The sequence below is a fragment of the Paenibacillus sp. FSL F4-0100 genome, assembly GCF_037993005.1.
Taxonomy (GTDB): domain Bacteria; phylum Bacillota; class Bacilli; order Paenibacillales; family Paenibacillaceae; genus Paenibacillus_AQ.
Genome location: NZ_CP150303.1, coordinates 4,758,884 through 4,783,921, shown reverse-complemented (window position 1 = coordinate 4,783,921; position 25,038 = coordinate 4,758,884). Strand labels below are relative to the sequence as shown.

Genomic DNA, 25,038 nt, shown 5'->3' with positions numbered 1-25,038 from the left:
TGCAGGTGATAGGAATAAGCAGTCCGTCAGCCAATGGATCGATGAGGAGAATTGGAATGAATTGGCTGAAGGGTGGGCTTTGGGCATGGAGTTAGATTGGAATTTATTATACGGCGAGAGCACCAGGCCTTCCCGGATCAGTTTACCGACCTACCCGTTTGCACGGGAGCGTTATTGGGTACCAGCTGCCGGAAAACCAATCGTTGCTGCGACTGCTGAAGCAGGGATACACCCTTTGCTGCACAAAAACACGTCCGACTTTACCGAGCAGCGATTTAGCAGCACTTTTAGGGGAAATGAATTTTTCTTATCCGATCATGTCGTGGGGAAGCAGAAGATATTACCGGGTGTTGCCTATCTGGAGATGGCGCGTATGGCAGTCATGGAATCCCTTGGCAGCCGAGCGGAGCATCATACGGAAATCCGTCTGAAAAATGTGGTTTGGATTCGGCCTGTCTCCGTTGGGGAGGAATATGCTGAAGTGAATATCCGACTGCTTCCCGCTGAGCATGGAGGGATCGTTTACGAAATATATAGTCAAGTTCAGGAGAGCACAAGGGCAGAGCCTGTTGTACACAGCAAAGGCAGTGCGGAGCTGCTACCAGCTGGAACGAAGGATGTCTTGAATATTGAAGATTTGAAGAGGCATTGCGGCGAACAGTGCTTCTTATCCTCCCAATTCTACGAGGTCTTTCATGAGACGGGGATGGAGTATGGCCCGGCCCACAGGGGAATAGAGAAAGCGTATGTAGGTGCGGGACAAATATTGGCTAAGTTATCCTTGCCGTCATCCGTTTCTAATACCTTGAAGGAGTATGTTCTCCACCCAAGCCTAATGGACTCAGCTTTACAGGCGACGATCGCTTATTCTATGAATTCTGGCGGCATGCCCCCGGTTTCGGTGAACCCGGTGATGCCTTTTGCCCTCCAGGAACTGGATATTCGGGGGGAGTGCACGCCGAATATGTGGGCATGGATACGAAACAACGATAAGGCTGCAAAGACAGGTTTAACTCCAAAGCTGGATATCGATATATGTGATGATCAGGGCAATATTTGTGTTCGTATCAAAGGATTCTCAACAAGGGTGCTGGAAGGGGAGCTTGAGGCCAGCAGTCGGTCTAATGCGGCTCCACAGGAGGCAATGGTACAAACGCCTGTCGGAAATATACATCTTGTGCCAGCATGGGAGGCCGTTCCGGCAGAGAATGGCACATGGCAGGCGCATGATTCCGATCACGTGATATATGTTGGTGGGGAAGAGAATAGGAGCATGATTCAACAGATGTACCCGCGGGTGCATTTTTTTGATTTGAATCCAGCAGATACGATATCAGAAATTGCTGCAAAACTAGAAGCTTTCGGCATAGTTGATCATATCGTGTGGGTTGCTCCTGCAGGTCCGTCAACTTCCCTGGAAGATGAAAAACTGATTGAACGACAGGAGCATGGCGTTATCCCATTGTTCCGCTTGATTAAGGCGTTCATTGGATTGGGTTATTCTGCCCGCGCCTTGGGATGGACAGTGATCACATTTGATACGCAGAGGGTTAACGAATCTCGCAAGGTCGATCCTTCGCATGCCGGCATTCACGGTCTGGTAGGTTCAATGGCAAAAGAATATCCGAGCTGGAATATCCGAATTATCGATTTGGAGGCCGGCAGTCCGTGGCCTGTATCCGATATATTCACTCTCCCTGCTGATCGGCGCGGACACCCTTGGGTGTACCGGAAACAGCAGTGGTACCGACAGCAGCTCATACCATTGAATAATCCTGCAACGGCGGAATCAAGCTTTAGGCAGGGTGGCGTATATGTCGTAATTGGAGGGGCTGGCGGTATCGGCAAGGCATGGAGCGAGTATATGGTTCGTGCTTATGGAGCCCATGTGGTGTGGATCGGCCGCAGACAGATGGATGAACATATACGGGCGGATTTGGATAGAATTGCTCGTTTTGGACCCAGACCCGTCTATATCTCAGCAGATGCAACCGATTATGAAGAACTCAGAGCAGCTTATGAAAAAATAAAGCAGACATATTCAAGAATTAACGGCGTTGTGCATTCGGCGATGGTGCTGTCGAATCGAAGTCTCCTGGACATGGAAGAGGATCAATTCAGATCAGGACTATCGGCCAAGATTGACGTGACCGTACGGATGGCCCAGGTATTCCGTAAGGAACCATTGGATTTTGTTATGTTCTTCTCTTCCTTGATCGCTTTCATTAAAAATCCAAAACAGAGCCACTACGCGTCGGGCTGTTCGTTCAAGGATGCGTTCGCACATCGGCTTTCGCATGAATGGCCGTGCAAGGTGAAGGTGATGAATTGGGGATATTGGAGCAGCGATGACGCTTCTGCTTCAGAGGATGTACAGCAGCTGTCCCGGATCGGGATGGGGCTCATTGAGCCTGAGGCTGGCATGAAAGCTTTGGAACGATTGGTTTCCAATCCGATTCATCAAATGGCGATGATTACAACGACCAAACCTCTTATCGTGGAAGGCATGAATCCTAAAGAGCGCATCGATATCCGATCGGATAGCATACCGTCAGTGATCAACAAAATTAGGGACTATAATTCGGGAACAGCAGATCGGCTCCAGAACATGAATGAGGCCCAAAGTTTAAATAAGGAAATGATCAGCCTTCTATCAAGAATGCTGCTAAGTGAGATATCCTCAATGGGATTATTGGAAAAGGATACGAAGTCAGCCGAGAGCAATGCCCATATTGGAATAATCCCAATGTACCAAAAGTGGTTTGAGGAAAGCTTGCGCGTCCTTGTGCAGCATCATTACCTCTATCAGGATGGTGAAATGTACAAAGTAACGGATCCGTTATCCGTTGATAAGGCCTTGTTATGGAAGGAATGGGAACTGAAAAAAGTCGAATGGCTGGAAGATCCGAGTTTAAAGGCATGGATGACACTAGCTGAAGAGGTCATGCTTGCATTGCCTGAAATTCTGACAGGTAAACGCCTGGCCACCGATATTATGTTTCCGAATTCCTCCATGAACCTAGTGGAGGGCATCTATAAAAATAATCCCGTCGCCGATCATTTCAATGAAGTTCTTGCCGATACCTTATTGGCCTATATGGAGGAGCGGATCAACGAATCTCCTGCCGTTAAAATCCGGATCATTGAAATTGGTGCCGGCACGGGAGGAACGAGCAGCAGGCTTTTCCAAAAATTAAAGCCTTACAATGATTATATCGAGGAGTATTGCTACACCGATATTTCCAAAGCGTTTTTATTATTTGCTGAGAAGGAGTACGGTCCGCACAATCCCTTTTTGACTTATAAAATATTGAATGTTGATGCGCCCGTTGCCGGCTCGGACACCCCTTTGGGTGAATTCGATATAGCTATTGCAACAAATGTGCTTCACGCGACCCGAAATACCCGCCAAACTTTAGGCAATACCAAATCCGTCCTGAAAAAGAACGGTTTGATTCTAATCAATGAGCTGAGCGATAACCGATTATTTACGCACTTAACCTTTGGACTCCTGGAAGGTTGGTGGCTTTATGAAGATGCACCTTTACGCATTCCTGGTAGTCCGGGTCTGTATCCCGAAACCTGGAAGGACGTGTTGGAGTCCGAAGGCTACGAAGCGGTTTTTTTTCCGGCAAAAGAGTCTCATGAATGGGGACAGCAGATCATTGCGGCAAGTAGTAACGGGGTGGTCCGAGTGAAACAAGTGCCCCATTCAGACAGAGCCGATGCGGAGGTCAAACGCACGTTTAATGCCAAACCATTTGATACGAGGGACAGGTTAGAAACGATTGCCACAGTGGAAGAGCAGCCTCGAGTTAAGATTGTTGCCGCTAAACAGGCCAGCACGGTCATGACCGAACAGATGCTGGAAGATCATGTGAAGGAGACCATCATTGAGAAGCTTTCCGAGGCATTAAAAGTAAATAGGAACGAAATCGAATTGGAGGAGTCCTTCGCCGACTATGGTCTGGATTCCATTATCGGGGTTCATCTGGTACAAGTCCTTAATCAAGCCTTACGCATCGAACTCGATACCACGAGCCTGTTTGATTACAGTTCAGTTAAGCAGCTTACAGCTTATATTTTATCGGATCACAGGGATGCAGTCGCTGGCCTGCTTGGGCAGAATTTAAACAAACCAGTCGTCTCTGATGACAATCGGCTGGATATACCTGAACTAGTTGAAGCAGCATCGCCATCTTATTCCAGCCGGTTTATCGACAAGGCTTCTTTATCAGGCAAGCAAGCACCTGATCTCGTTAAGCATGAGGTCGCTCCTATGACACCCATGAATAAAGAACCGATTGCCATTATTGGAATGAGCGGAAAGTATGCTAAATCAGCTAACGTGAACGAACTATGGACGCACTTGTCCAACGGAGCAGAACTTATTGGAGAGTCTCCGCGTTGGGATCTCTCGGCACATTATCCGAAAGAGGCCCAGTATTGCGATCGCGGAGGTTTTGTAGAGAATATAGATCAGTTTGACCCATTCTTTTTTAATATTAATGGTCTGGAAGCCAGCTATATGGATCCTCAGCAAAGGATATTTATGGAGGAATGCTGGAAGGCACTGGAGGACTCAGGTTATGCCGGATCCAGGATTCAGGGACGCCATTGCGGCGTTTATGTCGGCTGCCTTGGAGGTGCGGGCGATTACCAACAGCTCTTCGGAGATGATGCGCCGGCGCAAGCATTCTGGGGCATAGCCGGGTCGGTCATTCCGGCACGGATTGCGTATTATCTTGATCTCAAGGGACCGGCCATCGCCATTGATACGGCCTGTTCCAGCTCATTAGTCGCCGTCCATATGGCATGTCAGGGGTTATGGTCAGGCGAGACGGAAATGGCATTGGCTGGAGGCGTGTTTATCCAGTCTACGCCATGGTACTACTTGAGCACCAACAAAGCGGGGATGCTTTCGACAACGGGCCACAGCTATACTTTTGACGAGCGTGCTGACGGATTTATCCCTGGTGAAGGGGCGGGCGTTCTAGTACTGAAGCGTCTTCAGGAAGCGATACATGACGGAGATCATATTTATGGAGTCATTCGCGGATCGGGAATGAACCAGGACGGAACGACGAACGGCATAACGGCGCCAAGCGCCGTCTCTCAGGAACGCCTGGAACGAAACGTATATGATGCCTTCCAAATTGATCCCGGCGACATACAGGTTGTAGAAGCTCATGGAACGGGCACGAAGCTGGGAGACCCGATTGAGTATCAGGCACTAACGAAGGCTTTTAGAAATTATACCGACAACAAAGAGTACTGCGCGATCGGCTCGATCAAGACCAACATCGGGCATGCGGCCCATGCGGCTGGCGTCGCGGGAATCATTAAGGTTTTGCTGTCTTTGAAGCATAAGCAAATTCCGCCTACGCTAAATTTTGAAACGGGGAATTCGAATATTCAGTTTAAGGACAGCCCCTTTTATGTAAATACGAGCCTCAGGGATTGGGAGAAAGGAAGGAGTGGTAAAAGACGAGCAGCCGTGAGCTCCTTCGGATTCAGCGGAACAAACGCCCATATTGTTATAGAAGAGGCACCGGAACCAACAGGGAGTCATACCGACAAACCGGGATATCTGATTGTGTTATCTGCACGAACGCCTGAGCAGCTGCGCAAGCAGGCGAATCAACTGCTGGATTTCTGCCAAGATGACAGACATGCAGACTGCGGAAACCTTAGCTATACCTTGTTGGCAGGAAGAAAGCATTTTAACAACCGCTTAGCCTGCGTAGTTCGGAGCTTGGATGAGTTAATGACATTCCTTGGTAAATGGCTGGCCAGAAGCAAGGTACCACAGGTTTATGTGTCGGAACTGAATGAAAATGATCGCCGGGAACAGCCTTCCTTAAAGCGATACGGAAACCAATGCATCCAGGAATGCCATTCGGTCGAACCCACCGAATATGTGGAGCGGCTAACAACGATTGCTGAGTTATATATTCAAGGATATGGGCTTGATTATGAAGCGTTGTTCTCGAATGAACGCTATACCATCATATCTCTGCCAACCTATCCCTTTGCGACTGAACGCTATTGGGTACCGGAAGAAAAAGGCAAAGGCAGCTCTTCTATTGAATCGGCCCCACAAGGGCAGGCCATGCTGCACCCTCTGCTTCATCAGAACACATCGGATCTTTCGGGAGTCCGCTACAGCTCGACTTTTAACAGAGGCGAACCTTTACTGGCTTCAACTGATGTCTCAGGAAGGAACACACTCTCGGGGATGATATATGTGGAGATGGCCAGGAAAGCAGCGGAGTTATCGGGGGGAGTTTTCCTTGACCCCCATGAAGAGATTCAGATCAAGGATGTGGTTTGGTCCCAACCGGTTGAATTTGTGCAAGACTTGCAGCTCCATATTGATATCTTCCCGGATGCGGGAGACCTTTCATATGAAATCTACAGTACAGCGGACAAGAATAGCATAGATCCGGTTATACACAATCAGGGACGGGTGTCGACAACTGCCCTTCAAAGCAAGGCATTGCGGGCTGATATGAGTCTTGTACAGGCACAATGCAATGTGAAATATTTCTCGAAGTTTGAGTGGTACAAGGTATATGTGGAAGCAGGAATAATTCATAGTCCTCAACAGCAAGTGGTAGAGGAAATGTTTATCGGACACCACCAGCTGCTCGCGAAGCTTTCAATGCATTCTGCTTTCCGGGCCTCATCCCATCATTTCATACTGCATCCAAGTGTAACCGAGGCAGCTATGCAAGCGACGTTAGGCCTCTTGCCAGATTGGTATGAGCAAATGGGTAGCGGAATCGTGAGTTCTGCACAACCGCTATCCTTGCAGGAGGTTCACATGATCGGTAAGCCAACCCCATTGTCATGGGTTCACGTACGAAACAGTGCGTATGGCGTTCAAGGGACAAATATCAAAGTGGATATTGACTTCTGCGATCATCACGGAGCGTTATACGCAACCATGAGAGGACTTACAGCGCGATTGGAGAGCAACGGACAGCATACCGTAAAACACGCAAAGGTTGGAGGAGGATTACAAATATGAGAAATCAGGATGCTCTTTCAAGTTCAAAAGGATCAGTTTCTGCTTCAGGGGTCCAGTTGTTTACACCGATCTATAAAGAATCAGAGACCATGAATGGTCGGAATCCGTCGAGTTATGTCCGGCATCTAGCCATATTTTGTGAGATGGATCATTCAACCTTCGAAAGTCTACAGAGCGGGCTGACAGGCATCGAGTGCCTGATGCTTCAGTCACCTTCTTACCTGGAGATCAATCAACGCTTCCAATCTTATGCACAGCAGTTTCTTGACCTCGTAAAAACGATAATGGAACAGAAAGTGACCGGCGAGGTGCTTATTCAACTTGTGGTGCCGGTTCAGGGTGAGCAGAAGCTGTTCACCGGACTTTACGGCCTCCTACGAACAGCCCATATGGAAAACCCGCGATTAAGCGGTCAACTGATAGAAATAGAACCGGATGTAGAGGCATCAATACTCGTGCAAATGCTTAACCGCAGCAAGGGGTTGGCAGTAGATATCATACGCTTTGATCAAGGAAAAAGGTGGGAGGCAGGGTGGAATGAAGTTATTGTTCCGCCGGTGGAGGCGAGCATTCCATGGAAAGACAACGGGGTTTATCTGATTACCGGAGGCGCAGGTGGACTCGGACTCCTGTTTGCGGAAGATATTATCCGGCGAGTTAACGCTCCAGTATTGATTCTTACCGGTCGTTCTGTACTTTCTATGGATAAAGAAGCCAGACTGCATGAGATGAGAGCAACAGGAGCCAGAATCGAATATAAACAAACGGATGTGTCTCTTAAGGATCAGGTAGAACCCCTGATTCATGACATCCTGGAGGAATTCGGAAGCCTGCATGGGATCATCCATGGTGCAGGTGTCGTTTGTGACAATTTCATACTTAAAAAGACCGGGGATGAATTGGAGCAAGTGCTGAATCCCAAAGTGTCAGGGACGACATATCTAGATTCGGCCACCAAGGATTTGCCGCTGGATTTCTTTATTTTCTTCTCGTCGATCGCGGGCTGTTTCGGCAATCCGGGACAAGCGGATTATGCTGCTGCGAACGCATTTATGGATGCCTATGCGGCGTATAGAAACGGTCTCGTAGCATCCGGACTGCGTCAAGGCCAATCGTTGTCCATCAACTGGCCATACTGGAAGGATGGCGGAATGGAAGTTGATGAAATAACGGAGAAATCGATGATGCAAAGCTGGGGAATGACGACTCTGGACACGAAAACCGGTATACAGGCTATGCATCAAGCACTGGCTTCCGGTCATGATCGAGTCCTCATCGTGTCAGGTCAAGTAGATCAGATCAGAGAGAGGCTGCTACCCGGTCCCACTCCTAAATCAGCAGCTTCTGAACCAATGAAGCGTCACCAAGTCGATGAGGGCTTGTTAAGAGACAGAACGGGCCGTCAACTCAAAGTCCTCTTTGGAGAAGTGACACGGCTCGAGGTTACCCAATTACATGCGAATGAACCCCTTGAGAGTTATGGAATCGACTCGATCATGATCAACCAATTGAATGCAAAAATGGCAGGGATCTTCGGGGAGCTTTCCAAAACATTGTTCTACGAGTACCAGACATTAGGTGAAGTCCTTGATTTTCTGATTGCCGAACACGCGGAACGATGTGTGTGGTGGACAGGGCTGGGAGAGCAGAGTGAGGAGGGATCTGCAAGACCATCGGTGGATTCGCGTTCCGGTGAACCTTTTCCTGTTCTCGTTTCATTCCGTAAAGAGAAGAACCGTTCTACCCGCTCTCCAATCCATAAACCTGAGCTTAAATCGCGAGAACCCATTGCTATTATCGGTATAAGCGGACGCTATCCTTCTGCCCGCAATCTCAACGAATATTGGGAGAATCTTAAGGCAGGCAGAGATTGTATTACTGAAATACCTGGTGACCGATGGCCGATGGAAGACTTCTTCGATCCGGATCCACAGGAAGCGGTGGCGCAAGGCAAGAGCTATAGTAAATGGGGAGGCTTTTTAGAGGGATTTGCGGATTTTGACCCTTTGTTTTTCAATATTTCTCCCCGTGAAGCCATGATGATGGACCCTCAAGAGCGCTTGTTCATCGAGTCCTGTTGGGAAGCGTTAGAAGACGCGGGATATACGCGAGAGCATCTGGCGATCAGGCATCATCGCCGGGTAGGCGTTTTTGCCGGGATCACGAAGACGGGTTACGATCTGTACGGCCCCGGTTTATGGGAGCAGGGGGAACATGTTAACCCATACACCTCCTTTAGCTCAGTCGCCAACAGAGTTTCGTACTATCTGAATTTACAAGGACCGAGCATGCCGATTGATACGATGTGCTCTTCCTCTCTGACCGCGATTCATGAAGCCTGTGAGCATCTTCATCTGGGAGAATGTGAAATGGCGATCGCGGGCGGCGTGAATCTATACTTGCACCCTTCCAATTATCATTGGCTTAGCGTTCAACAAATGCTCTCGAAGGATGGCAGATGCAAAAGTTTTGGCCAAGGCGCAAACGGATTCGTTCCTGGCGAAGGCGTGGGGATCGTTCTTCTGAAACCTCTGTCACGTGCAATTGCAGATGAAGATCATATTCATGCCGTGATTAGAAGCACCAGTACGAATCATGGCGGTAAAACCAACGGCTATACTGTACCCAATCCTGTAGCACAGGGAGATCTCGTCCGTGCTGCACTGGATAAAGCAGGAATAAATGCAAGAGCGGTCAGTTATATCGAAGCGCACGGAACAGGAACCGATCTCGGCGACCCCATCGAAATAACGGGGCTTACCCAAGCATTCTCCAAAGATACAAGGGATACGGGGTTTTGCTCCATCGGTTCAGCCAAATCCAATATCGGCCATTTGGAAGCGGCAGCCGGCATGGCCGGTCTAACCAAAATCGTCTTGCAAATGAAGCATAAGATGCTGGTACCCAGTCTGCATGCCAAAGAACTGAATCCGAACATTAACTTTTCCAACACGCCTTTTGTCGTCCAACAATCGCTTCAGGAATGGCAAAAACCGGTGATTCATATGGATGGAGAGCTTATAGAGTTTCCTAGGATGGCGGGTGTCTCGTCCTTTGGAGCAGGCGGTTCCAATGCCCATGTCATCTTGGAAGAATATACGCCTGAGGAGACGTATCGCCCGGCTCCGTCTTCTCAAGATGGTCTTCCTGTGGTTATTCCGTTGTCAGCCAAAAACCAACCATGCCTTAACGAGAGAGTGAAACAGCTTTTGGAGATGATGGATGTGGAGATTTTATCGGATAGTCAGCTCTTTGATATGGCTTACACTCTTCAGGTTGGGCGAGAAGGCATGGAAGAACGGATTGCAGTCGTTGCGGAATCGATTCAAGATCTTCGAGCTAAGCTAACACGTTATGTGACGGGACACAACGATATTGATGGACTCTACAGGGGACAGATGAAGCCGGGTAAAGAGCAACAGAGTATAGAAGAAGCGGATTCAGCGATGGAGAAGCTGGTACTGGAGCGGAATTTTCATAGCATCGCCATGATATGGGTTCAGGGCCTGCGCGTGGATTGGAATATCCTGTATAGGAATGGCGTTAAACCACGCCGTCGAAGTCTGCCCGTCTATCCCTTTGCGAGGGAACGATATTATATTGCAGAGAAACAGCTGATTAAAGAAGGCGTTGTTTCATCAACCCGGAAGTCGCTCGTGGATTCTGCGGATGTGAATGAGTCTGCAAGGATGGAGATGGATGGAAGCTCCAAGGAAACAAACCACGCGGCAAGTCATCGAAGTGCTGTGTCAGGTAAAGGCCGGCGAAGAGAAATGAGAGGCATGAGCACGAAGCAGTGCATTGAATGGGATTTAAAGGAGCAGATCGGTATATTGCTCCAAATTCAGAAGGGTAGGCTGGACAGCGAAATCAATCTTGCTGATTTTGGCTTTGACTCCATAAGTTTAACCCATTTGGCGACCAGGCTGTCTAAGCATTATGGGGTGGAACTAACACCTTCGGTATTCTTCGGTCATTCCACGATAAGTAAAATAATGGAGTATTTGATGAAGGAGCATCAAGAAGCACTTGCCGAGTTCTACTATGAGGCTGACGAGCACAGGCCAGCAAAGATCGCTCCCAAAGCACGCCCAATCGCGCAGTCAAAGGTGAAGCTAAGCAGCAACGTATCTGATGATGCCCATGAGCCCATCGCCGTTATCGGCATGAGCGGACGATTTCCGGAAGCGAGAAATGTTGAAGAAATGTGGACGATTCTGACCGAGGGAAGGAACGCAGTGAGAGAAATTCCCACTGACCGATTTGATTGGCGCCATTATTACAGTACCTCTGGCAACGGTCCTCACAAGACAGACGGTAAATGGTGCGGTTGTATCCCGGGCGTTAGCGAATTCGATCCGTTATTCTTCGAGATTTCACCCAAGGAGGCGGAATCGATGGACCCGCGGCAGCGTTTATTGCTGCAGGAAGCTTGGAAGGCGTTGGAGCATGCTGGCTACGGAGACAAGAAAATCAGAGCTGGGAAAATTGGCATGTTTGTGGGTGCTGAGCAAGGGGATTACCAGCAGCTAGTTAGAGGAGAGGCAGGGATTACCTCCAACCATAATGCTATTCTAGCGGCAAGGCTGTCCTATTTTCTGAATTTGAATGGTCCGGTACTCACGGTGGATACGGCATGTTCTTCTGGGCTGGCCGCAGCACACCAAGCTTGTCTTAGCCTTCGCAATGATGAGTGTGATACGGCCATTGCTGCCGGTGTCAATCTGATGCTTACTCCAGACCCGTATGTTGGAATGAGTCAGGCCGGGATGCTCTCCAGGGATGGTACATGCTTTGCATTTGATAAACGGGCGAACGGGCTTGTTCCTGGAGAAGCGGTCACCGTGGTTGTGCTCAAGCGTTTATCCAGGGCAGAAGCCGATGGGGATTCGATCTTGGCGGTGATCCGCGGCAGCAGTATTAACTATGACGGCAAAACAAACGGAATCACGGCTCCGAGCGGAGTTGCGCAAACCGAGCTTGTGAAAGCCGTTTATGAACAGTCTCGTGTTAACCCGGGTGATGTTGAATATGTCGTAACACACGGGACCGGAACGAGGCTGGGGGATCCGGTAGAGGTAAACGCCCTTCAAGATGCATTCAAAGCCTATACGGATAAACAAGGATACTGTGCAATTACTTCCAATAAAACGAATTTTGGGCATACCTTTGCCGCTTCTGGGTTAGTCAATATGATCAATCTGATACAAGCTTTCCGTCATGAAACGATTCCTGCAAGCCTGAATTTTGAGCAGGAGAATGATTATATTCGATGGACGGAAAGTCCTTTTTATGTCAATACAACGAATAAACCCTGGCCAGCCAGCGGAAATAAAAAACGTCTGGGTGCCGTAAGTGCGTTCGGAATGAGCGGAACGAACGTTCATATGGTTTTGGAGAGCTACGTTACAGCTTCCGTAGAAGAGCCAACAGGCATTCCCCCTTATCATTTGCTTACGTTCTCTGCCAAAACGAAGGAAGCAATGGAAGAGAAGATTCAAGATATGGTTGTCATGCTAGGAAAAGCGGATGCATCACAGGAATCGTTGAGCAAAATAAGTTATACCTTGTTGGAAGGACGTCAGCATTTTAACCATCGTATGGCAGTTGTTGCTGGGGATAAACAGGACGCTGAATATATATTATCGGCAAACGGGGATACCTTACGGCTGCCCAATCGCTTTGCTGGAAAAGTGCCACGTGATTTTGAAGGCCAAGCTTTGATTCAGCAGTACGTCAACGATCTACTGAGATCTGCCCAATCTCTAAAGGAAAATCCGGATAAATACCGGGAAGCACTCTATGCATTAGCTGATCTGTACTGCCAAGGGTATGAGATCAGTGGCGATGGTTTATATGACGGTGCACTGGCCCAGCTGACAGAGCTTCCGACTTATCCATTCGCCAGAGAGCATTATTGGGCATCTGTCCAAGACGCGACCGCTGGCGTTCCAAATACGAAACCCGGGCGCTTCCGAATCATAAACAGGCCCCGAAGAGATGCACATCACGGGCCTTCTGTGGGACAAGATCAGCTTCGAATAACAGAAGGTGCGGCGCCGCAAGAAGCTTACGAATTGATGACATTTGAAGAGGTCTGGGAAGAAGAGGCTTTAGAGGATATCCATAACGCCGATTTAAAGACGCTGGTTTGTTTCCTAACAGAAGAGGAGAGCAAACAGATTGTTACGGACAAAGCCACAGCCTTGGGTGGAGACACGCAGGTTATTTTTGTTTGGCGAAGTACCGTCTTTGACAAGAAATCCAGGCACGATTACAGTATTCCCGCGACGAATAGGGATTCATATGTACAGGCGCTGTCGAGTATCCGCGAGGATTTCAAAGAAATCGATGCCGTGCTGTATTTATGGCCTATTGAAGATGCTGCATACATCAAAGATTATTCCAGCATCGTGCATATGGTTCAGGCTATCGCTGCCGCAAAATTAAAACCGAAGCAGTTGTTGCTTGCCGGCCAATTCGAGAATCCGATTGAGCGATGTTATTTGGAATCATGGATTGGCTTTGAGCGATCTTTAGGTCTCGTACTGCCAAATGTTAGCGTAAGTGTCGTTTCCATTGACTTGCAGGCCCGGGAGCGAACGGAGTCTCTGATAGTCCCGATTGGGAAGCTGTGGACGGAACTTCGTGCCAACCAATCAGCAAGTGTTCTGTATCAGGACGGAAAACGGTATATTTGCCGAGTCGAGCCCACCATGCTGGAGCATGATTCCATCATGTTGAAGCGAGGGAGAACCTATCTGATTACCGGCGGATGCGGCGGCTTGGGGCTTCTCTTTGCCAGACATATCGCAAGCCGATATGCTGCGAATTTAATCCTTACAGGCAGATCCTCAATGAATGATGAAATACGGGCCGGCATCAAGAAGCTGGAGGAACTGGGCAGTCAAGTTCTATATGTCCAATCCGATATTTGTGATGTAGAACATATGCGTGAAGGTTTGGTCGCTGCAAAGGCTCGTTTCGGACCTATTCATGGGGTTATTCAGGCGGCCGGTATGTCAAGCAGTCAAAATATACTTGAAAAAGAGTTGGAAGATTTCCATGCAGTGCTCGCTCCTAAAGTGGAAGGAACACTCGCACTGGATGAAATACTTCAGGATGAGCAGCAGTTGGAATTTATCTGTTATTTCTCATCCACCTCGGCTGTGATCGGCGATTTTGGTTCATGCGACTACGCCATTGGAAACCGGTATCAGATGGCATATGCGCGATACTGGAACGAACAGAACCGAGTCGGTCGCTCCATCGTGATCAATTGGCCGCTTTGGAAGGAAGGCGGCATGGGCTTTCAGGATCAGAATAACACCGAGATGTATTTGAAATCCAGCGGTCAGCGCTTACTGGAGACCGAAGAGGGCTTACAAGTATTTGAGCGTATTCTTTCCCACAGTCTTTCGCAGCATCTAGTGCTGGTTGGTCAGCGGAGTAGGATGCATCGATTCCTGGGGCTAGCCAACAACGAGAATTCATTTGAAGCAAATAGACAAACACCAAATACCGCAAATGCGAATGCTGCTCCAGGCAAGGGATGGCGGAATGAAATGAAGGGTTTGAGTCTTGCGCAGTGTCTGGAATGGGATATGAAGGAAATCGTAAGCCAGTTGCTTAAAATTCCTCGCGATAAGCTGGATTTAGACGAAAATTTGGCGGAATTCGGCTTTGATTCCATCAATCTTGCACAATTTGCAAATGTGCTGACCGAGCATTATGGCTTGGATATCACACCTTCGTTGTTCTTCGGACAATCCACGATCGGAAAGTTAATCGATTATTTTTTGAAAGAGCATAACGAAATGACGACAGAATTTTATCGAGAAAGTCAGACCGTAGATACGGAATCGCCAAACTTCCCGGACACAACTTCATCTGAGCCAAAAGCATTCAAGAGAGCGAGGGTGCAGGAACGAATAGCTTCATCATCATCAAACCTCCAAGAGCCTATTGCGATCATTGGCATGAGCGGACGGTTCCCGGAAGCCCGAAACATCGATGAGATGTGGACGATCCTGGCGGAAGGCAAAAGTGCCGTGTCGGAAGTTCCTGCCGAGCGATTCGATTGGCGGCGATACTACGGGGATGGCGAGCAGGAATCTGCGCAAATCCATTGCAAATGGTGCGGAACCATTCCGGGCGTCCGTGATTTTGATCCGATGTTTTTTGAGATTTCGCCTAATGAGGCGAAAACGATGGATCCGAGACAGCGGCTTTTGCTTCAGGAATCCTGGAGGGCGTTGGAAGATGCCGGGTATGGGGAGGACAAGCTCGGTGGATGCAAGATCGGGATGTTTGTTGGAGTCGAAGACGGCGACTATCATCTGCTTGTAAAAGACAAAGGGAGTATAACCTCTAACCATAATGCTATTCTGGCAGCGAGATTATCGTATTTTTTGAACTTGACCGGGCCGAATATGGCCATTAATACAGCATGTTCATCGGGACTGGTTGCAGCTCATCAAGCGTGTATGAGCCTACGTAATGGAGAGTGCGACGCGGCCATCGTGGCAGGAGTCAATCTGCTGCTTACACCCAATGCATACGCTGGCATTAGTCAGGCTGGGATATTATCTGCAGACGGCAAGTGTTATGCATTTGACCAACGGGCTAACGGAACGGTTCCCGGTGAAGCTGTTACCGCTTTGGTATTCAAACGCTTGTCACAAGCCGAAGCGGATGGGGACTCTATACATGCGGTGATTCGCGGAAGCGGAGTTAATTATGATGGGAGAACCAATGGGATCACAGCTCCCAGCGGAATTGCCCAAACCAATCTGTTGAAAGAAGTTTACCATCAATATCAGATCAATCCAGCAGAAATAGAGTACATTGTAACCCATGGCACCGGGACAAAATTGGGCGACCCAGTAGAAATTAATGCCTTGAATGAAGCGTTTAAAGCGCATACCGAGAAACAGGGGTACTGCGCGCTTACCTCTTCCAAGACGAATTTCGGCCATACTTTTGCGGCTTCCGGACTGGTTAGCCTGATTAATCTCGTGATGTCCCTGCGTCATGAAATGATTCCGCCAAGTCTTAATTTTGAGCAAGGGAACGATTATATCCAATGGGCGGACAGCCCGTTCTATGTGAACAAGAAAGCGAAAGCTTGGAGTCAAGCTAACGGAGCATCCCTAAAAGGAGCCGTTAGCGCTTTCGGAATGAGCGGAACTAACGCACACATGGTTGTCGAGAGTTACTCGAGGAAAAAAGTTGCTGTGTCCACGGAGCGACCGCCGTACTATGTGCTTGCACTTTCAGCCAAAACGAAAGAAGCGCTCGAGGAAAAAATCCGGGATATGCTTCATGCACTCGTTAATGAGAAGTGGGGTGAAGAGGACCTTCAGCATATCAGCTATACGCTGCTGAATGGCCGCGTTCATTTCAGTTATCGCTGTGCCGTTGTCATACAGGATTTAAGCGATGCTGTGTATGTAATGAAACAGGCTGGGAACCGCGAGAAAGTGCCGAATCTTTTCGAAGGCAGGGTTCCCCGCGATTTTACCGGACAAAAAGTGATGCAACTGTATATACAGGAACTTCTTGCGAAGAGCCGTACCCAGCATCTTGGCAAAAGCCAATTTCAAGAGACGCTATATGCCCTGGCGGACTTTTACTGCCAGGGATATGAAATCGAGTGGGGTCAACTTTTTGGTCATGTTCGACTTTACAAGGTCAAGCTGCCGACGTATCCATTTGAACGAGACAGCTATTGGGTGGATACTGCTGAAGCGGAAATTGATGAACAAACAATCAGGAGGGGCAATGACACAGAACCTGAACCTCATCCTTCAGTAGAAGTCGAGGTGAGTCCGTTAGTCGGCCGCACATATGAACTGGAGATCGAAGCTGATGTTGAGATTCCACATCATTCAGCCGAAATGGATTCAGATGCGCTGGTATCGTCAGTTTCCGTACAACTAAGAACCCTCTTGATGGAGGTAACCGGGATTCCCTATGAAAAATTAGAGGATGCAGCTTCCTTTGAAGAATTGGGACTGGATTCCCTGATGATTCATGCGTTAAATAAAAAAATTGAGCTATGGATCGGACAGTTAGACGCGACTCTTTTTTATACGTACAACAGCATCCAAGCATTAGCCGCTTATTTGGCACAGGAATTTCATGAAGCGGTTTCCAAGCATGTGGATACGGCCGTGAATGGGGCGTCTCGGAAGAGCTTGAGGCAGGCTGAGCAGGCGGGACCGGCCCCAAAACAGCCTCCTCAAGCCTCTAATCCAGCAGCGATACCTTCAAGCCGCTCTATCTTATTAACGGATCGGCAGCCAAACGCCTCGACCGATATTGCCATTATCGGGTTAGCTGGCCGCTATCCGAAAGCAGATACGCTTCAGCAGTTTTGGAATAACCTGTACGCGGGAAAGGACTCCATAGAAGAAATTCCGGCGAGCCGCTGGTCTTTAGACGGCTTCTATGAACCGGACCGGACCAAAGCGGTAGCGAAGGGTTTAAGCTATAGCAAGTGGGGAGGCTTTTTGGATCGTATTGAATATTTCGATCCATTGTTTTTTAATATCTCACCGAGAGACGCTATATACATGGATCCGCAGGAACGCCTGTTTCTTGAGGTTGCCTGGGGATGTATGGAGAATGCGGGATATACCCGGGAATCGCTGAAGCGGGATGGGTATGGAAATCAAATCGGAGTCTTTGTCGGTGCTACTTTTAACAACTATCAGTTGTTTATGGCCGATGATGCCGGGCAAGCCAATAAAGAGATGTACCTGGCGACAAGCCAGATGTTCTCGATCGCAAACCGGGTGTCTTATATCATGGATTTTACAGGTCCAAGTTTAACGGTGGACACAGCCTGTTCTTCATCCCTATATGCAGTTCACTTGGCTTGTGAAAGCATCCGAAATGGGCAGTCCCGGATGGCAATCGCCGGCGGTGTAAATCTTTCGCTTCATCCTAGCAAGTATATTACGTTGTGCCAGGGACAATTCAGCGCTTCCGACGGCAGATGCCGCGCTTTTGGCGAAGGGGGAACAGGTTATGTGCCGTCTGAGGCGGTAGGCGCCCTCTTTTTGAAGCCTTTGCAGGAGGCAATCAAGGATCAGGACTCCATTTACGGGGTCATAAAAGGGACCGCGGTCAGCCATGCGGGCAGGACGAACGGTTATACGGTACCAAGTCCAGTGTCCCAGTCTCAGGCGATTGAAAAGGCGCTTATCCAAAGCGGGATTGATCCAAGAAGCATCAGTTCCATTGAAGCTCACGGCACCGGAACGTCGCTCGGGGATCCGATTGAGATTAAAGGTTTGACGGATGTATTCGGCAAATATACCGAAGATACAGGATATTGCTCCATTTCTTCTGTCAAATCCAACATTGGACATGCAGAGGCAGCGGCTGGTATTGCGCAGCTTACCAAAGTGCTGCTTCAATTGAAGCATCAAACCTTAGTGAAAAATGTCATGCACGGGCATGGATTAAACCCTAATATTGACTTTGATCGTACGCCATTTGTTGTGCAACGTGATACCGCTCATTGGAAACGTCCAACGATTCATGGACAGGAAGTTCCTCGCCGTTCCGGTATTTCGTCCTTCGGTGCAGGGGGAGCTAACGCACACATCATAGTTGAAGAGTATGTCCAGGTGAACGATCAACGGGCCCGCATTGCCGTCAGTTCGCAAAGTCCTGCGTTGATTCTCTTATCGGCTAAAAACGAAGACAGGCTCCGGGAACAGGCCAGGCAGTTATTGTATGCTCTCACGGAAGAACAGTTCTCGGACGCTGCGCTTCCTGATATTGCCTATACGCTTCAAGTGGGGCGTGAAGCAATGGAAGAACGATTGGCATGGATCGTAGGGTCCATGGACGATCTTAAGATGAAGTTGGAAGGATTCATTGAGGGCCGTGGTCATATCAAGGATATGTTCCGGGGAAAGGTCAAACGCAATAAGGAGACGATGTCAGTCTTCGAAGCGGATGAAGAGTTTCAGGAAGCCGTTATCAAATGGATCCAACGCGGAAAATACGCCAAACTTCTCAATCTTTGGGTAAGAGGACTGGGCGTCGACTGGAACCAGATCTATGGAGACGTTAAGCCGTGTCGCATTGGCTTGCCAACTTATCCGTTTGCTGGTGAACCTTACTGGATCCCTGAGACCGAGAAGGATACTGATACAACAAAACCTGTTGGAGTTCCGGCCGTATCTGTTGTTCATCCTTTACTTCACCGGAATACCTCAGATCTTTCGGGGCTGCGTTTCAGTTCGGTCTTTACGGGGAGTGAGTTTTTCCTAAAGGATCATGTTGTGAAGGGACAGCGAGTTCTGCCTGGAGTGGCTTATCTTGAAATGGCGCGATCGGCCGTAGAACAAATTGCCGGAGAGACGCTGGAGAAAGGTCGCACAGGAATTCGCCTTAAAAATGTCGTATGGGCTCGGCCCATTGTGGCGGAAGATCAACCGGTTCAAGTCCATTTGGATCTATATCATGAGGACAATGGTGAAATTGCCTATGAAGTATACAGTGTGCAGGAAGCGGGAGGAGAACCGGTGCTGCACAGTCAGGGAAGTGCGGAAGTATGCAGCATGAATGAGCATGCTTCGTTGGATATTGAATCGCTTCTGGCTGAATGCAACCTGGACATCATTTCATCAAGCAAGATCTATGAAACCTATAGCGCAATGGGTATACAATACGGTCCAGCACATCAAGGCATAAAAAAAGTCTATCTGGGCAGCGGCCAGGCGTTAGCGAAGCTGTCTCTTCCATCCGGAGTGACAGATGCAGCTTCTCCTTTTACGATGCATCCCAGCCTAATGGATTCTGCTCTGCAGGCCACCATATCCATGATGATGAGCTCTGATTCAGCGTCGAGTGCTTCGTTGAAGCCGGGGCTTCCGTTTGCCCTGCATGAGCTGGAGGTTTTCCGCAGCTGTCCTTCCGAGATGTGGGCACGAATCCGGTACAGTGACGGAAATAAACCAGAGAGTAAAGTGCAGAAACTGGATATCGACCTATGTGATGCTCAGGGTAAGGTTTATGTAAAAATGAGGGGGTTTTCAACCAGGGTGCTTGACGGAGAGGTGAAATCATCAACGGTTTCGGAAACGCCTGGTACCCTCATGCTGGAACCGATCTGGAGGGACCAGCCAGTTGCTCGGATTGGCAGTGCCCCGGAGTATGCCAAACACTTGGTGTTCCTGTGTGAGATCGGTTCGGGCATGCAGAGTTTAAACCATCAGTTGAGCCAGGCCCGTTGCATTACGCTGGAATCATATCAGGAAAGAATAGAAGAGCGGTTTATAACGTATTCGGCCCGAATCTTTGAGGAAATTCAAGCGATTCTGAGAGACAAGCCCAAAGATAAAATCCTTATCCAGGTGTTGTCACTCTCACAACACGATCAGCTGTTGTTATCGGGGATCTCCGGCTTGATGAAGGCTGCACAGTCGGAAAACTCCAAGCTTGTATGTCAATATATCGAAATAGAATCCGTTGATACTAATATAACGGACGTATTCATGGAGAACAGTCACCATCCAATGGATCAACGTATTCGGTATCGGGACGGCAAACGTTGGGTTGCCGGATGGGATGAACTCCAAGCTGACGTTATGAAGGCGGCTGCTCCCTGGAGAGACCGAGGCATTTACCTGATCACAGGTGGTGCAGGAGGTCTTGGCATCATTTTTGCCAAAGAGATTCTCCAAAAAGCGAAAGAGGCCGTATTGATTCTTACCGGACGCTCATCACTGCATGAGGGTACGCATGCCGAACTGGATGAACTGCGGGTTCTTGGAGCCAAGGTTGATTATCGACAAGTCGACGTGACAGATAAGCAGCAGGTTACCTCCTTGATTCAGAGCATTCATGAGGAATACGGAAGCATGAACGGCATCATTCATGGGGCGGGCATTATCCGGGACAATCTAATTCTTAGAAAAGATGTCGAAGAGCTGGAAAACGTGATGGCACCCAAAGTAAGGGGACTCGTATATCTGGACGAAGCCAGCAAAGACATTCAACTGGATTTGTTCATTGCGTTTTCTTCTGTGGCCGGGGCAACGGGGAATCCGGGACAGGCGGATTATTCGGCCGCTAACGCTTTCATGGATACTTACGCTGAGTATAGAAATGCGCTTACGGCTTCCAGGCAAAGGCATGGACGCATGTTATCCATCAGTTGGCCGCTCTGGAAAGAAGGCGGGATGCGTGTTGACGAGGAAGTCGAAAAAATCATGATGAAGAGCCTCGGTACTGTCCCAATGCAGACTTCGACAGGTATCCAAGCGCTGTATCAGGGGTTGGCCTCGGGAAGGAACCAGGTGGTAGTAATGACAGGCATCATGTCCCGAGTGAAGCCTAGAATGCTGCCGGCAGCCGCATCCGTTCAGCATGAGAACATGTCAGCACCCGTTAAGTCAGATGATACCAACTTGCCGGCAAGAGTAGAGACAGCCTTGGTCCAGACTGTATCCAAGCTGCTAAAGGTCAAGCTGGAAGATATCGATATGCAATCGGAGTTAAGTGAGTATGGGTTTGATTCGATCTCGCTTACGCAATTTGCCAATCTTCTGAATGAGGAATACCATCTTGAATTGACGCCTACCGTGTTCTTTGAATATACGACGCTGGATAGCTTTGCCGAATACTTGTTATCGGAACATCGGACTGCCTTTGATGAAAAGGCTTCATTAACCGTCCAGGAGGATCTAACCGTACCGAAGACAAGGGGGCCCGAAGAAGAAGAGATTCTCTTGAGAAAATCACGTTCTCGACCGGGAAGGATAGCAGTTCGGTCTGAGTCGCCGTCTCCGGACCCGGAGGCCAGCGATTCTGAATCTGAGCCAATTGCGATTGTGGGCATCAGTGGCCTGTTTCCGATGGCAAAGGATGTGGATGAATTTTGGAAGAATATCGTGGAGGGCAAGGACTGTATAACGGAAATACCGAAAGAACGCTGGGATTGGAGAGAATGCTTGGACGATCCTTCTGAAGACGAAGAGCAAACCAGTCTGAAATGGGGAGGCTTTATTCAAGGCGTGGAAGAGTTTGATCCGTTATTTTTCGGTATTTCTCCGAGAGAAGCCGAAATGATGGATCCCCAACAGCGTCTCCTGCTGACTCAGGTTTGGAAGGCGGTTGAAGATGCCGGCATTTCGCCGAGCAAGCTCTCGCAACATCCTACAGGCGTTTTCGTAGCTGCAGGCCCAGGCGATTATATGAACGTCACTTCGATTTCACAAGGGAATCCCCAAGCGATGACGGGCGTGGTCCCATCCCTGATTCCGAACCGCATTTCATATGCATTAAACTTGCAAGGACCCAGTGAATACTATGAAACGGCTTGCTCTTCTACATTGGTGGCGTTACATCGAGCGATCCGATCCATATATAACCAAGAATGCGAGCAAGCGATTGTAGGCGCTGTAAACCTGCTGATTTCTCCTATAGGCTTCATAGGCTTTGATGCTATGGGATATCTAAGCCCGGATGGAAGAGCTAAATCCTTTCAGTCCAACGCGGACGGATTTGTTCGGAGCGAGGGTGTTGGTGCAATCATCATCAAGCCGTTGTCGAAAGCGATTGAGGACAATAATTTAATTTATGCTGTAATCAAAGGGACCGGCGTGTCCCATGGGGGCAAAGGAATGTCATTGACCTCACCCAATGCTGCTGGGATGAAGGCAGCCATGGCCCAAGCATTTAAAGGCACGGGAGTTAGCCCCCGGACGATATCCTATATTGAAGCTCATGGTATCGCATCGCCTATCGCCGACGGCATCGAAGTCAATGCATTGAAGACGGGTTATCAGGAGATAGCGTCAAACGATCCATCTTCATCTGATTCATGGGGAGAGAGTGCTTGTTATATCAGCACGCTGAAGCCTTCGCTGGGTCATGGGGAAGTTGCTTCAGGCATGGCTTCGTTGATCAAGTCCATTCAGGCGATAAGACACAAACTTATCCCTGGAGTGAAACGATTTACGAGTCCAAGTCAGCATATTTCGCTGGAAGGAAGTCCGCTTCGAATTTCTGCAGAGCATCATGAATGGGAGCCGTTAACCGATACGCATGGAAAGGTGCTACCGCGACGTGCGACGATAAACAGCTATGGCATCGGCGGTGTGAACGCTCATGTCATCCTGGAAGAGTATATTCCGGTGGCTGCCGGTAAGCATCAGGAACCTTCGAGGAAACCTCAGATCGTAGCTCTCTCGGCAAAAAGTACAGAGCGACTGGTAGAATATGCTCGGCGCATGCTTGAATATGCAGAACGTGCGCCGGAATTCTTTTTATCGGATTTCGCATACACCTTGCAGATAGGCAGAGAACAGATGGAATCCCGGCTGGCTTTTGTTGCAAGCAGCCGCGAGGAGCTGATTAGTGGTTTCAGGCAATTCCTGAAAACATCGCAAGTCGTCCCGATGGCGAAAGATTCGCATCCTGTCATTTTTACAGGAGAGACAGTCAATTCCAAGTCCAAAATGGATTCGGATGCTGTCCTAACATTATTTGTGGATAACAACCTGACGGATATCGCTCTCCAATGGACAAGAGGCGGCATATTTCCATGGGAAACACTTCACGATGCAAAAGAGGTTCGTAGAATGTCACTGCCTGTCTATCCGTTTGAGAGGAGAAGGTGTTGGCCCGATCTTGATGGCGATGGAGCACAAGAGATCCATCCGGGACAGCTTAAACGTGCAGCTTCAACCCATCGTTTCACTGCAACCACATCGATAATGGCTGAGACGGACCCTAATGTAAGCAGCCGTGTTATCGATATCGTATCGAAAATACTGGGATTGGCCCCCCATGAGTTGAGTCCAGACCTGCCTTTGGATCAATATGGGCTTGACTCCATTCTATTGATGCAGCTCTTGCAGCAATTGCAGAATCAGCTGGCTCCGGCGGTGGATCTCGTTAAACTTCAGGAATGCAGGACGCTTCTGCACATCATTACAATGATCGAATCGCTAATGAAAGAGGATGGATCAAGCATCTTCAGCCGACAAGGCAAGTCCGAAGTGCCTGGGAGTTGGCCGCAGTTTCCCGAGCTAATCCTTCTTAACAATGGCTCGCAGGGATCACCCGTATTTTGGTTCCATGGCGGCTTGGGTGGCGTGGAAATGTATCAAAAGCTCGCGCAAAAGAGCGAGCGGCCATTTTACGGCATCCAGGCAAGAGGTTGGTTAACTGATCGATCCCCGTTAAAAGGGGTTGGGGCGATGGCTGCGTACTATGCCCATATTATTCAATCCGTTCAGCCTAACGGGCCTTATGATCTGGGAGGTTACTCCTTAGGCGGAGTACTGGCGTATGAAGTGACACGTCAATTGCAGGAGCTTGGACATTCGGTGAATTCAGTGGTGATGCTGGATTCACCATATGGAAAAGAGTTTCAGCAAGGAGCCGTTTCCAGAAAGACGGCCGTATTGCAAGCCGTTAATTTGGCCCTTGCTTCAAAGAATTTTCAGGAACCGGATAAATTTATGCAGACGCTCATCCATCGGAATGAATTGGATCTGAATGTTCAGGAAGAGGAATTGTTTGAACAGTTAATTAAGCTTGGAAACACCCGCGGACTCACCAAGACGGAGGATCAAATCATGTCGATGATTGAAGCGAATATCAAGATACAACATGCATACCAATTTGATCGGTTTTCGGTGAGGCCACTATCCGACCCCGAAGCCGTAACCTGCTACTATTTCCGCAATAAGGGTGGACTGATCTTTGGAGAGCTGGAACCCTATTTCTCTACAACGGAAGATTCTTCAGCTCTAGACCATGCAACCTACTGGGAGGAATGGGAACGTCAATTTCCTAAACTGCATGTGATGGATATAGATCCTTCCAATCATATGGTGCTGTTATCAGAAGCCAAATCTTATGAAACGATTTTTGCGTTTTGCGAAGAGTTATATTCTGAACATGGCATGACCAAAGAGTTTCTCCACATGTTTAAAGAGAAGACGAAAGAATTACACGGAGTCAAGGCATGA

2 protein-coding genes (1 of these 2 running past the window's edge) are annotated in these 25,038 nt (G+C 48.7%); both read left to right on the top strand.

Annotated elements, in window-relative coordinates:
- Nucleotides 1-7,033: the 3' portion of an SDR family NAD(P)-dependent oxidoreductase gene (locus MHH48_RS21460; protein WP_076321932.1), read on the top strand. The gene continues 3,299 nt to the left of window position 1, outside the view; only the last 7,033 of its 10,332 coding nucleotides appear in the window; the start codon falls outside the window, past its left edge; its stop codon occupies nt 7,031-7,033.
- A complete protein-coding gene (locus MHH48_RS21455; protein ID WP_076321931.1) occupies nt 7,030-25,038 on the top strand; it encodes an SDR family NAD(P)-dependent oxidoreductase in 18,009 nt (6,002 codons plus the stop codon). The genes MHH48_RS21460 and MHH48_RS21455 overlap by 4 nt, the downstream gene beginning before the upstream one ends.

Coding starts and splice junctions, on each gene's coding strand:
- MHH48_RS21455 (WP_076321931.1), top strand. CDS start 7,030: ATGAGAAATCAGGATGCTCTTTCAAGTTCAAAAGGATCAGTTTCTGCT.